This is a genomic window from Curvibacter sp. GW821-FHT01G03 (assembly GCF_059422285.1).
Genome location: NZ_JBWKWP010000002.1, coordinates 312,515 through 326,771 on the forward strand (window position 1 = coordinate 312,515; position 14,257 = coordinate 326,771).

Consider the following 14,257-nt stretch of genomic DNA (forward strand, 5'->3'; position numbering starts at 1 on the left):
TGGGTTCAGTCCTTGCGCACCTTGTCGGCACGGCCTTCGAGGAAGGCACGCACGCGGTCCTTGGCCTCGGGGGCGCTTTGCGCGATGGCGGCCATCAGGGCTTCGGTGAAGAAGCCCTGGTCGGCTGGCTGCTCGGCAATGCGGGGCAGCGCATGCATCAGGGCGTAGTTGGTCAGCGGGGCGTTCTGGGCCACGCGCAGGGCCAGCTCCAGGGCCTTGTCGAAGGCGGTGCCCTCAGGCACCAGGTACTGGGCCATGCCGATGCGTTCGCCGTCAGCGGCGTTGTAGACGCGGCCGGTCAGCATCATGTCAGTCATGCGGGCCGCACCGATCAGGCGCGGGATGCGCACCGCGCCGCCGCCGCCCACAAAAATGCCGCGCGAGCCTTCAGGCAGCGCGTAGAAGGTGGTCTCGTCGGCCACCCGGATGTGGCAGGCGCTGGCCAGTTCCAGCCCGCCCCCCACCACGGCACCATGCAGGGCCGCAATCACCGGCACCGGGCCATGCTGCACGCGCTCCAGGGCCGCATGCCACATGCGGGAGTGGTGCACCCCCTGACCGGCATCGCGCTCCTTGAGCTCGCTCAGATCCAGGCCGGCGCAGAAGTGCGGGCCCTGGCCGTCGATCACGGCAGCGCGCACGGTCTCGGGCAGGCCATCGAAGGCATTGCGGATTGCGATGATCAGCCCGTCATTGAGCGCATTGCGCTTGGTCGGACGGGTCAGTCGCAGCACGGCCACTTGCTGTTCGTCGCCATGAAATTCGATTTGAAGGTCGGGATGGGAGGATGTCTGGTTCATGATTGCGTTCCGTTGTTGAATCGATTATGGTTATAAAAAATAACCAATTCAAGCCAACAGAGCCGCTTTGATCTTGGTGAAAACCCTTGTTTCTATCCACCCCAGGAGACCGTCAATGGACTACAAGAACCTGATTGCCATCGATATCCACACCCACGCCGAAGTGAGTTGCTGGAACCCCTTTGACAACTACGGCGAGGAATACGACCGTGCTGCCGACAAGTACTTCGGCAGCAACCGTCGCCCCACCATCGAAGAAACCGTGGCCTACTACCGCGAACGCAAGATCGGTCTGGTGATGTTCACGGTGGACAGTGAATCCAAGCTGGGCCGCAAGCGCGTGCCCAACGAAGAGATCGCCGAGGCGGCCAAGGCCAACAGCGACATGATGATGGCCTTCGGCAGCATCGACCCGCACAAGGGCAAGATGGGCGCGCGTGAGGCAGAGAAGCTGATCACCGAGCACGGCATCAAGGGCTTCAAGTTCCACCCCACGGTGCAGGGCTACCACCCCTACGACAAGATGGCCTGGCCGATCTACGAGGTGATCAACCACTACAAGCTGCCTGCCATCTTCCACACCGGCCACAGCGGCATCGGCAGCGGCATGCGCTGCGGCGGCGGCCTGCGCCTGGAGTACAGCAACCCCATGCACCTGGACGACGTGGCCATCGACTTCCCTGACATGCAGATCGTCATGGCCCACCCCAGCTTCCCCTGGCAGGACGAGGCCCTGTCGGTGGCCACGCACAAGCCCAATGTCTGGATCGACCTGTCGGGCTGGAGCCCCAAGTACTTTCCGAAGCAACTGATCCAGTACGCCAACAGCCTGCTGAAGGACCGCATCCTGTTCGGCAGTGACTACCCGCTGATCACACCCGAGCGCTGGATGAAGGATTTCGAGGTGGCCGGCTTCAAGCCCGAAGTGATGCCCGGCATCCTGAAGGACAACGCGGTGCGCCTGCTGGGTCTGGACCGCCAGGGCGCCTGAGCCCGCGGCCAGGGCCAGCCCGAGGGCAGGCCCTTTCTGTCTTGTGGCGGCCGGGGCTCGCTGTTAATGTTGGAGTCTGGCCGCTAAACAGGCCTCCAACAAAACAGGCCCCCAACAGCGCGAAGGAGACCACCATGAGCACCGACTTTGAGCAGATCCACAATTTCTATGAGCGGCTGGTGTTCGAGGAGGTCAGCCACCGCTCCGAGAAATACCCTGATTTCACCCACGACATGCTGGCCGATGTGGCCTGCGTGGCCTTGAACCGTCTGCCGGCACGCTATGTGCGTCACGATGTGGACCTGATGTTCTACCTGACCGAGAAAGAGCGCCACGGTATCGAGCAGGCCATGGAAGACGCCCTCAGTTTCGGTTTCCGTTTCGTGGCCGAGCGCGTCGCCAAACGCCAGGCCGCTTGAGCTGCCGCTTCAGCGAGGCTGGCGATGCAGCCGCCAAGAAAAGGCGGCCGCCACCACCAGCAGCCCACCGGCCAGGCGCAACACGTTGCGCGGGTCGCTGGCCAACAGACTGTCGTAGTAAAGCGGCAGCGTCAGCATTTGCAGGATCATGGGCAACACGATGAACATGTTGAACAGGCCCATGTACACCCCGGCGCGCTCCTTCGGAATGCTCGACGCCAACAGGATGTAGGGGTTGCCCATGATGCTGGCCCAGGCCAGGCCCACGCCCAGCATCGGGATGAACAGCAGGGCCTTCGACTGCAAAGAGGGCAGAACGGCCATGCCCAGACCGGCCAGGGTCAGGCACAGCGCGTGCACCCGGGCCGGGCCGAAGCGCCTGCTCAGTGGCACCAGCGCGAAGGCGGACAAAAAGGCCACAAAATTGTAGAACCCCCCGATCTCACCGTTGAGCAGGCTGGCATCGCGAAAGCCCTCCGACTGGGCGTCGGGGGTGTCAAACACCGAGCGGGCCAGGCACGGCACCACGTAAATCCAGTAGCAAAGCATGCCGTACCACTGGAACAGTTTCATCCACCACAGGCGGCGCATCATCTGGGGCATGTCGCGCACGGCCTCGACGATCTCTGTCAGGGTGGCGCGCCACCCTGAGGGCCTGGCGCGCAGTTCGGCCAGTGCCTCGGGGCTCAGGGGCAGCTCCGGTGTGGACCAGACCGACCAGGCCACGGTGCCGATGGAGAACACCGCCCCGATCACAAAGGCAATCACGGTGATCTGGGGGATGTGGTTGGCACCCAGGGCGTTTTTGTCCAGCCCCCACATCACCAGCAAAGAGGGGGTCAGGTAGGCCAGGGTCTGGGCCAGCCCGGTGTAGGCACTCTGGCTCAGGAATCCCAAGGCATGTTGACCCGGGTTGAGGCGGTCGCTCACGTAGGCCCGGTAGGGCTCCATGGTCACGTTGTTGGCTGCATCCAGAATCCACAGCAGGCTGGCGGCAAACCACAGGCTGGGGCTGAAAGGCATCAGCAGCAGGCCCAGACTGCACAGCACGGCCCCAACCAGGAAGTAAGGCGTGCGCCGCCCCCAGCGGCCGGTGGTTCGATCGCTCAGCGCGCCAATGATGGGCTGTACCAGCAGGCCGGTGATGGGGCCGGCCAGCCAGAGAAACGGCAGGCTGCCCTCATCGGCGCCCAGGTATTTGTAGATCGGGCTCATGTTGGCCTGCTGCAGGCCAAAGCTGTACTGGATGCCGAAGAACCCCAGGTTCATCTGCAGGATCTGCCACAGCGTCAGCCAGGGCTTCTGATGCTTGTCTCGCATTCGTTGGTCTCCTTGGGGGGGGGGCTGTGTCAGGCACCGAGCCAGACGCAGCCATGGCCCTCCAGGTGCACTGAGCTCACAGGGTGGCTTTCATTCAGGCTCAGATTCTGCAGCGCGGGCTTGCTCAGCTCTGACAGCTCGATGCTGCACGGCTCCGGGCTGAAATTGAACAGGCCGACTTCCTGATTGCGTTGCAAGGCCAGCAAGCCTGGGTGCCGGCACGGCAGCACTTGCAGGCGGATCGGGCCGTCCAGGCTCAGGCGTTCACGGCGCAGGCGGTTCAGGCCTTGCAAAAGCGAAAAGACATGTGCGGCCACCGTACCGGGTTGGTGCCGGCGTGCCAGGGCGGCTTCGTCAAGTCGTGGGCGGTGGAGTTCGCGCCCATCAGCGCCTTGGCGTGCTTGCACCTCTGCCTCCGATGTGTTGTCCAGACCCAGTTCGTCGCCCATGTAGATCAGGGGTAGGCCGCCCACAAAAAAGCTCAGCGACATCATCAACCCGAGGCGACGCAGGGGCGCCTGCTGGTCGGGGTGGTCGGCGGGCAGATCGGGATGCAAACCCACCAGTGCGGCGCTCATGCCGTTGCTGCCATGCACCGTCCCTGGTGTGTTGGCCTGAAAGCGCGCACCTCGCGCATAGCTGCCCGGGGTCTCGCCAGCCAGGAAAGCGGCAGCCCGGCCCAGACGAGCCACAGGGTCGGCGCCCAGTGCCAGCAGTTCGGGACGCAACACATTCCAGCCGATATCGTCGTGGCAGCGCACGTAGCTCAACCAACTGGCGCCCACGGGCAGTTCGGGCGTATTGCGCAACACCTCCTCGATCAGCTGCGGGCTTTCCTCGGTCAGGGCGACCCAACTGGCCGCCATCAGGCTGGAGTGGTAAGCAATGTGGCATTCAGGTCCGGCCACCGGCCCCAGCCCGAAGTAGGGCGGCAGTTCCCGGGTCGGCATGATGGCTTCTGCCTTGAGCAGCACGCCCGGGGCGGCAATGGCGCACAGGCTGCGCAAGGCTTGCACGATCAGGTGCACCTCGGGCTGGTTCATGCAGTTGGTTCCTGCGCGCTTCCACAGAAAGCCGGTCGAGTCGAGTCGGAAGGACTCCACGCCCTGGTTGGCCAGGTTCAGCAGCGCGGCCGCGATGTCGGCAAAGACGGCCGGGTGGGCGTAATTCAGGTCCCACTGGTAGGGGTAGAAGGTGGTCCAGACCCAGGCCTGGCGTTCTGCAATCCAGGTGAAATTGCCGGGTGCGGTGGCCGGAAAGATCTGGACCAGGTGCTGTTCACGGGCCCGGACTTCAGCCTCACTGGGCAGCCAGTGAAAGTACGGCAGATAGCGCGGGTCACCGGCCCGGGCCGCCTTGGCCCAGGGGTGCTCGTGCGACACATGGTTCAGCACAAAGTCGCTGCACAGGCTGATGTCCGATTGGCGCAGTGCCTGGCACAGCGAGCGCAGGTCGGCCAGGGTGCCCAGGGAGGGTTCCACCTCATCAAAGCTGGCGACCGCAAAACCGCCGTCATTGGGGGCGGTGCCGGCTTTCAAGAAGGGGAGCAGGTGCAGGTAATTCACGCCCAGTTCACGCAGGTAATCGATGCGCTGCTGTACCCCTGCCAGGGTGCCAGCCAATTTGTCGACATAGGTGCAATAGCCGCTCAGGCCTCTTTGATGCCAGGCGGGGTCAGCCTCGCGGTGCAGGTCCAGTTGCCAAAGGTCGGCGTCGCGCTGCTCGGCGGATGCGAGGGCGTTCAGTAGGACGGTATTGAAAAACGATTCGAAGCAGGGTGTCTGGCCATACAGCGGGTCCAGGCACCGCCGAAGCCGGGGGAGTTCGCGCTCCAGCCGCTCGCGCAACAGCGTGGCCCGCGCCGGTGGGATGGACTGCAGAAAGTCCGACACGCTGGGCGACACAGACTCGCTGGCTTGGAGAGGGTGGCTGGCTCCGACGAAATTCATAGGGTGCAATCAGGGAAAAGAGCGCCGCACGGACACGGCTGGCCGGGGGTCGACCGTGCCGCACGGGCTTCAAGAGAGGTTTGGAGATACCGCGTTAAAACTCATCAGGCCGGCGCCGGGGCAGCCAGCGACGGCCTGCCTTCTCATCAGAAGTTGTAGCGAACCGACAGACGCACCGTGCGTGCGGTGATCGAGCGGGCTGCAGCACGGTCGGTGTTGATCTCGGTGTAGCCCAGCGTGTTGAACAGGTTGTTCACGCCCAGCATCACCGTGGTGGCCGCGTTCACGTCGTACTTGGCAAAGGCGTTCACATAGGTGTAGCCCGGCAGCGTGGCCTGCAACGCTGTGGTCTGGCCATCCAGCGAAGAGGTGGTTCCGATGATGGAGGCCCCGACGGTGGCCGCACCAAAGCGGTAGCTTGGTGCCAACTGGAAGATCACTTTGGCCTGACGGTTCGGGGTCAGACCCGCATAACCGGCAATGTTGGAGTCGGTCACCTTGGCATTGGTCACGGTCAGGCCGCCGTTCAGACGGAAGTTGCCGGCCTTGTAGCTGGCTTCCAGTTCCACACCCTTGGCGTCGTACTTGTTGGCCGAGGAAACGCCCGTGGTCACGTCGTAGTTCGTCTCGTCGGTCTTGGCCTGGAACAAGGTCACAAAGGTGGTCACCGGACCATTGCGCCACTTCAATCCGCCTTCGTACTGGGTGACGGTGTTGGGGGTCTGGTTGCCGTTTTGCAGGCAGTTGTTGCCGCAGGCACCGCCGTAGGCCAGGATGCGATCGCTGGGCAGGGCGCCGCCTTTGCTGATGCGGGCAAACAGGGCGGTGTCCTTGCTCAGGCTGTAGTTGGCACCCACCGAGTACGAGTTGAGATCGGAGTGGTAGCCGATGCCCAGGCCGCCCTTGGAACCACTGTCAGCCCAGCTGCCAGTCACCTTCTGGCGATCGAAGCGCACGCTGGCGTCAATGTTCAGCGGGCCGCTTTCATAGCCCAGCGCGGCGTAAGGTGCGAGGCTGTTGAAAGTCTCGTTCACGTTGCGCTGATACCAACTGCTGTAGGGGCCATAGGTGCTGTTGCCATTGACTGGCAGGCTCGCGTTGAAGCCGCCGATTTCCCAGTCCATGTTGAGCTTCTGGCTGGCCATGAAGACACCGACCGTGCTGGTCAGTTTGGCCTTGTCGGCCATCTGGAAGGTCTTGGAGGCCTTCAGGTCGTTGACGGCCAGGCCGGCATCGTTGAAGCGTGAACCCAGGAACAGGGCCTGATAGCCGCTGGCGTTCGACGAGGTCGGATTGGTCAGGTTGTTGGTGGGGCCATAGGCGGCCGGCATGATGCCGTTGAACGAGCCGCCGTTGGACGAGATGCGGAACTTGTCGTTGAGGCGCCAGCCGCCACCCAGGTCCAGGTTCACCTCGGCGCCGAAAGCCTTGGACACGGCGCGCAGACCATCATTCATGTTGCCTGGGCCGCCGCCATACAGGCCCCAGTTGGCAATGCGGGGAAGACCTCCGGCATAGGGGGAGAAGGTGCCGGGATTGACGCCATTGAGCTGAACAATCTGACCGTTCACGATGCGCACCGGGGCATCCATGATCAGGGGCGTCTTGTCGTCCAGGAACTTGGCGTAGACCTTGATGTTGTTGCCACCCCCCAGGTCCTTGTTCAGTGCCAGTCGGATCTGGCCGCCGCCCTCCATGTTGACGCCTTGGGTGGCGCGAGGCCCTTGGCCGTCGCGTGCATAGCCACTCACGTTGAAGGTGGCGGTGTCAGAGATGCGCACACCGTAGTTCAGGTCCAGGCGGCGGCTGGTCGAGCCGCCGACATTCGTGGTGAGGCCGATCGTGCCGCCTTCGACTTCGCCTGTTTTGCTGATGAAGTTGATCACACCGCCCGGGGCGTTGGTGGCCATGGTCGAGGCCGAGCCACCGCGCACCACTTCGACGCCTTCCGTGCCCATGTCGGCGCGCATGTACACGTCGGGCGTCAGAAAGTTGTAGTCACCGTTCAGCAGAACGGGCAGGCCATCCTCCTGGAACTGCACATAGCGCGAGCCGCCAGCTGAAATCGGCAGGCCGCGCACGGTCACATTGGCATTGCCTTCGCCACTGCTGGCTTCAGCGCGGATGCCCGGGATGGAACGCAGGATTTCGGCCGAGCTGGCGGGCATCGCGTCCTGGATCTGGTCGCCGTCCATCGAACTGACGGACAAGCTCTGCTTCATCTTGGAGCGTGCTTCCGGGGTGGCAGTGATCACCATCTCGTCCAGATTCAGGCCAGAGCCAGCCGTGGCGGGCTGGGCGTTCTGGGCCCATGCGGCGCCGAGTTGCAGGACCGCGATCGAGGCGGCGATCGCCACCTTGGTGGGAACGATGGCTGGGTGCTTCTTTTTCACAAAAGTCTCCTTCTACGTTTCATGAGTGAGCCGAAACCTCGCTGCAAGCCCGGTTGTCGGCTGGGGTGACTCTCGGCACACAAGGCATGCCTACCGCGAGTGATCGCATTGTGTTGGATCATGCAAACGATTGCAAAGATGGTTTTATCATTTAAATCAAATTGGCATGAAGCCGTTATTGAAAATGAGGCTGCCAAGGTGCCTTGCTTCCTCTGTAGTGGGTTGAAAATTAAGTGATTTCCCTAGTGTATCTGGCTTGCAACAGAGGGGATTCACTTCGAAAGAGCTTGTGCAAGTGTGTCTAGGGTTATCACTAGTATTGATTTTTTCGGCACAAACTACGATTGCAAACGTTTGCACGATGAATCAATTCGCGTGCTGTTGAGAAGTCCAAACCAGAGGAGACCCTGTTTGATGAATGACTACGCCAGTCGGCAACGCACCCCTCGCAAGCACGTCGTCGGCTTGTGCCTGGTGCTGGTGCTGCATGCGTTGATCTTTTGGGCGATCAATTCGGGCCTGGCCCGCAAGTTCGTCAAAGTGATCAAGGGGCCCGTTGAGGCCCAGTTGCTGGAGGAGGCCAAACCCGACATTCCGCCGCCGCCACCGCCGCCTCCACCCAAGAACGCACCGCCACCGCCACCGCCGGCCTATGTGCCGCCTGCGGCCGTGGTGAGCAACGCGCCGGCGGCCGCCAATGCGATTGCTGCGGTGTCGAACACGCCTCAGCCCCCCGCGCCACCACCACCGCCGCCGCCACCACCGGCACCTCCCGCGCCACCGCCACCGCCTGCGGCGCCTGTGCGCACCGCCGCTGTGATCAGCGCTCAGAACTGCGAGAAGCCTGCTTATCCCGCCGCGTCGCGCCGGGCCGAAGAAGAGGGCACGGTGCAGCTGCGTTTCCTGGTTGACGTGGATGGTCGCGTCGTGGATTCGCAGGTCGAAAGCACCTCGGGCTTCAAACGCCTGGATGAGGCGGCCCGGCTGGCCCTGGCGCGCTGCCAGTTCAAGCCGGCGAGCACCGATGGCAAGCCCGAACAGAGCTGGGCCAGCATGAAGTACACGTGGCGTCTGGAATGAGCCGGCTGGCCACCCTGATCGCCACAGAAAACACACGACATCATTTTTCGAGGAGTTCTTCCACCATGTTCAAAATCATCAAGTCCATCGCTGTGATCTGCGGCCTGAGTGCCAGCCTGTGGCTGGGCCAAGGCGCTGTCTGGGCGGCCGACGCGGCTGCCCCCGCAGAAACGACAGCCACCCAGGTGGCATCGGTACCGGCACCGGCCGGCGCGGCCGCCGAAGCCAGCACCGACAACCCCTATGGCCTGGGGGCCCTGTGGGCCCAGGGCGATGCCGTGGCCAAGGGCACGCTGTTGATCCTGGTGCTCATGAGCATGGGCAGCTGGTACGTGATCGTCACCAAGTTCTTCGAGCAGAACCGCAACGCCGGCTTTGCCCGCAAGGCGCAAGACAACTTCTGGACCAAGGGCTCGGTGCGCGAGGGCACCGACGAACTGCACGCCGACAGCCCCTACCGCTTCATTGCCGAGAAAGGCCTGGAAGGTGCCAGCAAGCACGAGGGCATGCTCGGGGCGGTCGACTTCAACACCTGGGTCACGATGAGCATCCAGCGCGCCATTGGCAATGTGCAAAGCCGCATGCAGGACGGCCTGGCCGTGCTGGCCACCGTGGGGTCCACCGGTCCGTTCGTTGGGCTGTTCGGCACGGTCTGGGGCATTTACAACGCGCTGGTCAAAATCGGCATGTCGGGTCAGGCCAGCATCGACAAGGTGGCGGGCCCGGTGGGTGAATCCCTGATCATGACGGCGATCGGCCTGGCGGTCGCTGTGCCTGCCGTGCTGGGCTACAACTGGTTGGTGCGCCGCAACAAGTCGGCCATGGAAGACATCAACGCCTTTGGCAACGACCTGCACTCGGTGCTGCTGGCCACTGCCAAGAAGTGAATCCCATTGACATCAGAGCCGCTTCGGCGGCGCGCAGGAGACCCCAACCATGGCCATGAATGTCGGTGCCGACTCGGGCGAAGACGAAGTCCTCAGCCAGATCAATACCACGCCGCTGGTGGACGTCATGCTGGTGTTGCTGATCATTTTCCTGATCACGATCCCGGTGGTGACCACCTCGGTCAAGGTGGATCTGCCCAAAGAGAAAAACGTGGTGCGCGAGACCAAGCCCGAGAACGTGATCATCTCGGTGGATGCCTCAGGCCATATTTTTCTGTACGACACGCCCATCAAGAACTCCACCGACCTGCTGGACCGCATGAAGACCTTCGCCGTCAAGGTGCCTCAGCCTGAAGTCCAGATCCGGGGTGACGCGCGCAGCGACTTCGAGTCGGTGGGCCGGGTCATGTATGCGGTGCAGCGTGCGGGCATCACCAAGGTGGGCTTCATCACCGAGCCCGCCTCCAACTGAGCCCGGGCTCCGTTTCAAAGACAAGGATTCATCATGGGAATGAACATAGGTAGCGGGGGCGGCAACAGCGAACCCGAGGTGATGATGGACATCAACACCACGCCCCTGATCGATGTGATGCTGGTGCTGCTGATCATGCTGATCATCACCATTCCGGCACAACTGCACTCGGTCAACCTCGACATGCCGGTGTCCACGCCACCCACCAAGAAGGTGGATCCGGTGGTGGTGCACATCGACATCGACAAGCAAAGTGTCATCCACTGGAATGGCGCTGCGCTGAGCAACCGGGCTGAGCTGGAAGCGCATCTGGGCGAGGCGGCGCGACTGCAGCCTCAGCCAGAAATCCACATCCGTTCGGATGCCAAGGCCAAGTACGAGGCGGTGGCCGCGGTGATGGCCAATGCCCAGCGCATCGGTTTGACCAAGCTGGGCATTGTTGGCTCAGAACAGTTCGTCAACTGAGCGTCAACTGAGCGTCAACTGAGTTTCTCCAAGGTAGTGACTTGCCCCGCGCTTTCGGGCGCGGGGTCTTTTTTGACTGATTTTGGATCGATGTCCCTTGTCATGACTTCCACCGCTTTTCCCTTGCCCGGCTCGGGCCGCTTCATGCCCGTGGTGTTGGCCGCTCTCCTCTGGGTGACCACCGCCCAGGCCGACGATGCACTGCGCCGTGAGGTGGCCCAGCCGCTGCAGGCGGCCCAGGACGTGTTGAAGGCGCGCCACCCCGAAGAGGCCCTGGCCTTGCTGGCGCCTGTGCGTGCGCGCACCGATTTGACGGACGCCGAGCGGGCGCTGCTGGACCGCACGACCGCCGCGGCGGCCATGCAGGCGCGCCAGTTTGCGCTGGCCGTGCCGGCCTTCGAAGCGCTGCTGCAACGACCCGACCTGCCGGAGGCTGATCGCCGTGCTTTGGTGCAGTCCCTGGTCAACGCCAGCATCAACCTCAAGGATTACACCCGGGCAGCCCGTTGGGCCCAGGCTGGTTGGCAGGCCGGCGGGCCCGAGGCGGCCCGATTCCGCCAGGTCAGGCTGCAGTCGCTGGGCATGCTGGGCCAGCATGCCGCGGTTCTGGCCGAAGCCCGGCAGGCCCAGTCTGACGCCGGCAGCCCCCCTTTGAATGAGGCCGAGTGGCGTGCCCTGGGGGCCAGCCAGCTCAAGCTCAAGGATGAAGCTGGTTACTTTCAGACCTTGCGCCAGTTGTTGCGCCAATCGGCCACGCTGGAGGCCAGCCGTGATTACTGGTCCGACCTGTTGCCCAGGGTGACCCAGCAGCCTGGCTTCAACAGTCGCCTTGAGTTGGATGTCTACCGCCTGTATGAGGCCACGGGCAACCTGGAAGACGCGGCGGAATTCAGCAGCTTTGCCAGCCTGGCGATCAAGGCCGGCTTGCCGGCCGAGGCGAGCCGCGTGCTGGCCATGGGCGTTGAACGGCGGGTTCTGACGGATGCACCTGCTCAGGCGTCATTGGCACAGGCCCGCAAGCGCGCTGCGGAGGATGAGCAAGCCCTGGCAGCACTGCGCGAGGCCGCGCGCCAGGGCAACGATTGGGCGCAACTGGGCGACCTGCTCGGCTCGGCACAACAGTGGCCCCAGGCTGCCGAGGCCTATGAAAAAGCACTGGGCCTGGGGGAGCTCCGCCGGCCTGAAGAAGTGCGCTTACACTACGGCCGCAGTCTCATCGGGGCAGGCCGCAAAGCACAAGCACGTGAGGTGCTGGGGGCGGTTGGCGGTGATGCCCTGCTGGTCGCTCAACTATGGCTTCTGTATGCGCAGCAGACCCCCTGATGCATCCACTTGCCCTGGTTTTCAGGCTGGGTCCGAATCGACCTGCACCGCTGTTCAATCCCTTGAGCCGACATGACACGACCTGACTCCGATAAGCGACGCGTCCAGATGATGGACATCGCCCGCCTGGCGGGCGTGTCCGCCTCCACCGTGTCGCGCGCGCTCAATGGCAGTGCGCTGATCAACCCCGAGACCCGCCAACGGATCACCGAACTGGCACGCTCGTTGAACTATTCGATCAACGTTGGAGCCAAGAACCTGCGCCTGGGCGAGAACCGCACCATCGGTGTGGTGATCCCATTCGACCGCAAAACCCGTCAGCATGTGTCGGATCCGTTTTTTCTGGGCATGTTGGGTAGCCTGGCCGACGCCTTGACCGACCACGGGTACGACCTGCTGTTGTCGCGGGTCGACTCAGAGCACCTGGACGACCTGGCCGGCCTGTACGACACCGGTCGAGCGCGTGGCATCGTGGTCATCGGCCAGTGGGGCCACCATGATCAACTCAATGCGCTGGCGGTGCGCCAGGTGCCTTTTGTGGTCTGGGGGGCGCAATTGCCGAGGCAACTCTATTGCAGCGTGGGCACCGACAACTTCTCGGGCGGGCGCATGGCCACCGAGCACCTGCTGGGTCTGGGGCGACGCCACATCGCCTTCATGGGGGACGTGGCGTTTCCTGAGGCCGAGCAGCGCTTTGAGGGTTACCTGCAGGCCCACCGTGACCGTGGCCTGACCCCCGATCCGGCGCTGCGCATCGTGGCGCCTTTCACGGCCGTCGAGGCCCAGCAGGCCATGCGTGAGTTTTTGGCCCGAGGCGTGGGTCTTGATGCGCTGTTTGCGGCCAGTGACCTGATCGCCATGAACGCCATGGGCGTGCTGCTGGCGCAGGGCCTGGACGTTCCCCGCGATGTCAGCGTGGTGGGCTACGACGACATCGAGGCCGCCGCGCATTGCCACCCCTCCCTGACCACCGTGCGCCAGCCCATCGAGCTGGCCGGCACCGAGATGGTGGATTGCCTGCTCCGACTCACCGCAGGCGAGCGGCCAGAGCCCCGCATTCTGGCGGCCACGCTGCAGGTGCGGGGCTCGACCTGCCCGCGCTGATGCCAGATCCCTTTTGATTTCAACAGGCGCCGCCTTGGCGTTGATGGCCATGTCCGATTTTTCTGCCGCTCAGGTGGCCATTGCTGGCGAAGCCCTGATCGATCTGATCGCGCGCGCCGATGGCGCTTTTGAACCCTGTCTTGGGGGGGCGGTCTATAACCTGAGCCGGGCCATCAGCCGCCAGGGCGTCAGCACCACCTACTTGAACCCCTTTGCCAGCGATCGCTTCGGGCGGGCGCTGGCGAGTCAGATACAAGCCGATGGCGTGCATCTGGCCCATCCGCAGCCGGTGACTCAGGCGACCTCGCTGGCCGTGGTGTCGCTGAACGAGCACGGTCATCCCGACTACGCGTTCTACCGCGAGGGCGTGGCCGATCGCCAGGTCAGCGCAGAGGGCTTGAACGCAGACTGCGCCGCCTTGCCAGGCTTGCAATGCGTTTGCACAGGGGGGCTGGCACTGGATGCACGCGATGCCTCGGTCTATCTGCCCTGGCTGATGGCGCAGCAGGCCGCCGGCCGGTGCGTGGCCGTGGATGCCAATCTGCGCCCCTCCGTGATGCCCGATCTGCCGGCCTACCAGGCCCATGTCCTGCAGGTGCTGGCTCAGGCCGATCTGGTCAAGGTGAGTGACGAGGACCTGGCCCACCTGCAGGTGCCCGGCGCCACCCCCATGTTGCAAGCCGAGGCCCTGATGGGGCGCTTGAACACCGGGTGGCTGGCCCTGACGCTGGGCGCACAGGGGGCCTGGCTGCTGGCGCGTGATGGCCGGCGCTGGTTTGCATGCGAAGGCGCAGCGCTCGAAGTGATCGACACCGTGGGGGCCGGGGACAGCTTTTTCGCCGGCCTGTTGAGCAGCCTTTTGCGCCATGGCCCGGGCTGGGCGGATTCAGCAGGCTTGAGTGACAGCGCCGCAGCACAGGCGCTGCAGCACGCGCTGGCCTGCGCCAGTCTTTGTGTGCAGCAGCGCGGCTGCGTGCCCCCGAGTTGGCAACAGGCTCAGGCCTGGGCCCAGTCACATCCCGCTGTGACGGTGCCGCGCTGAACCGGCCTGCCA

13 protein-coding genes are annotated in these 14,257 nt (G+C 63.8%); 9 read left to right on the forward strand and 4 right to left on the reverse strand.

What is annotated here, in order from left to right; genetic code table 11:
• Window positions 1-5 precede the first annotated feature (5 nt).
• The gene (locus tag AC07VS_RS03605) at window positions 6-800 is read right to left on the reverse strand and encodes a crotonase/enoyl-CoA hydratase family protein (RefSeq protein ID WP_492346891.1); all 795 of its coding nucleotides are present in this window, start codon (window positions 798-800) and stop codon (window positions 6-8) included.
• A gap of 115 nt (window positions 801-915) precedes the next feature.
• Here AC07VS_RS03605 and AC07VS_RS03610 point away from each other — a divergent pair, with 115 nt between their 5' ends.
• Both AC07VS_RS03610 and AC07VS_RS03615 read left to right on the forward strand, forming a co-directional pair.
• A complete protein-coding gene (locus AC07VS_RS03610) occupies window positions 916-1,791 on the forward strand; it encodes an amidohydrolase family protein (protein ID WP_494750235.1) in 876 nt (291 codons plus the stop codon).
• 134 nt (window positions 1,792-1,925) lie between these two features.
• On the forward strand, window positions 1,926-2,210 hold the full coding sequence (locus AC07VS_RS03615; protein ID WP_492346893.1) for a late competence development ComFB family protein: 285 nt from the start codon (window positions 1,926-1,928) through the stop codon (window positions 2,208-2,210).
• A gap of 9 nt (window positions 2,211-2,219) precedes the next feature.
• Here AC07VS_RS03615 and AC07VS_RS03620 read toward each other — a convergent pair whose 3' ends face one another.
• The 3 genes from AC07VS_RS03620 to AC07VS_RS03630 all read right to left on the reverse strand — a co-directional run bounded on the left by AC07VS_RS03620 (window position 2,220) and on the right by AC07VS_RS03630 (window position 7,872).
• On the reverse strand, window positions 2,220-3,530 hold the full coding sequence (locus AC07VS_RS03620) for an MFS transporter (protein WP_492346894.1): 1,311 nt from the start codon (window positions 3,528-3,530) through the stop codon (window positions 2,220-2,222).
• A 29-nt stretch (window positions 3,531-3,559) separates the two neighbouring features.
• A complete protein-coding gene (locus AC07VS_RS03625) occupies window positions 3,560-5,479 on the reverse strand; it encodes an alpha-amylase family glycosyl hydrolase (RefSeq protein ID WP_494750236.1) in 1,920 nt (639 codons plus the stop codon).
• 146 nt (window positions 5,480-5,625) lie between these two features.
• Entirely contained in the window at window positions 5,626-7,872 is a 2,247-nt protein-coding gene (locus AC07VS_RS03630) for a TonB-dependent receptor (protein WP_492346896.1), read from the reverse strand.
• A gap of 414 nt (window positions 7,873-8,286) precedes the next feature.
• Here AC07VS_RS03630 and AC07VS_RS03635 point away from each other — a divergent pair, with 414 nt between their 5' ends.
• The 7 genes from AC07VS_RS03635 (at window position 8,287) to AC07VS_RS03665 (ending at window position 14,245) form a co-directional block, all read left to right on the forward strand.
• Window positions 8,287-8,952, forward strand: a complete 666-nt coding sequence (locus AC07VS_RS03635) for an energy transducer TonB (protein ID WP_492346897.1) — start codon at window positions 8,287-8,289, stop codon at window positions 8,950-8,952.
• Window positions 8,953-9,017: 65 nt separating this feature from the next.
• Window positions 9,018-9,839: a MotA/TolQ/ExbB proton channel family protein gene (locus AC07VS_RS03640; RefSeq protein WP_492346898.1), complete on the forward strand. Its 822-nt coding sequence runs from the start codon at window positions 9,018-9,020 to the stop codon at window positions 9,837-9,839.
• Window positions 9,840-9,888: 49 nt separating this feature from the next.
• Entirely contained in the window at window positions 9,889-10,311 is a 423-nt protein-coding gene (locus AC07VS_RS03645) for an ExbD/TolR family protein (RefSeq protein WP_492346899.1), read from the forward strand.
• A 33-nt stretch (window positions 10,312-10,344) separates the two neighbouring features.
• A complete protein-coding gene (locus tag AC07VS_RS03650) occupies window positions 10,345-10,776 on the forward strand; it encodes an ExbD/TolR family protein (protein ID WP_492346900.1) in 432 nt (143 codons plus the stop codon).
• 102 nt (window positions 10,777-10,878) lie between these two features.
• Complete coding sequence (locus AC07VS_RS03655; protein WP_492346901.1) at window positions 10,879-12,099, forward strand: hypothetical protein; 1,221 nt, start codon at window positions 10,879-10,881, stop codon at window positions 12,097-12,099.
• 72 nt (window positions 12,100-12,171) lie between these two features.
• The gene (locus tag AC07VS_RS03660; protein WP_492346902.1) at window positions 12,172-13,203 is read left to right on the forward strand and encodes a LacI family DNA-binding transcriptional regulator; all 1,032 of its coding nucleotides are present in this window, start codon (window positions 12,172-12,174) and stop codon (window positions 13,201-13,203) included.
• Window positions 13,204-13,252: 49 nt separating this feature from the next.
• Window positions 13,253-14,245: a carbohydrate kinase family protein gene (locus tag AC07VS_RS03665; protein WP_494750237.1), complete on the forward strand. Its 993-nt coding sequence runs from the start codon at window positions 13,253-13,255 to the stop codon at window positions 14,243-14,245.
• Window positions 14,246-14,257: the final 12 nt, after the last annotated feature.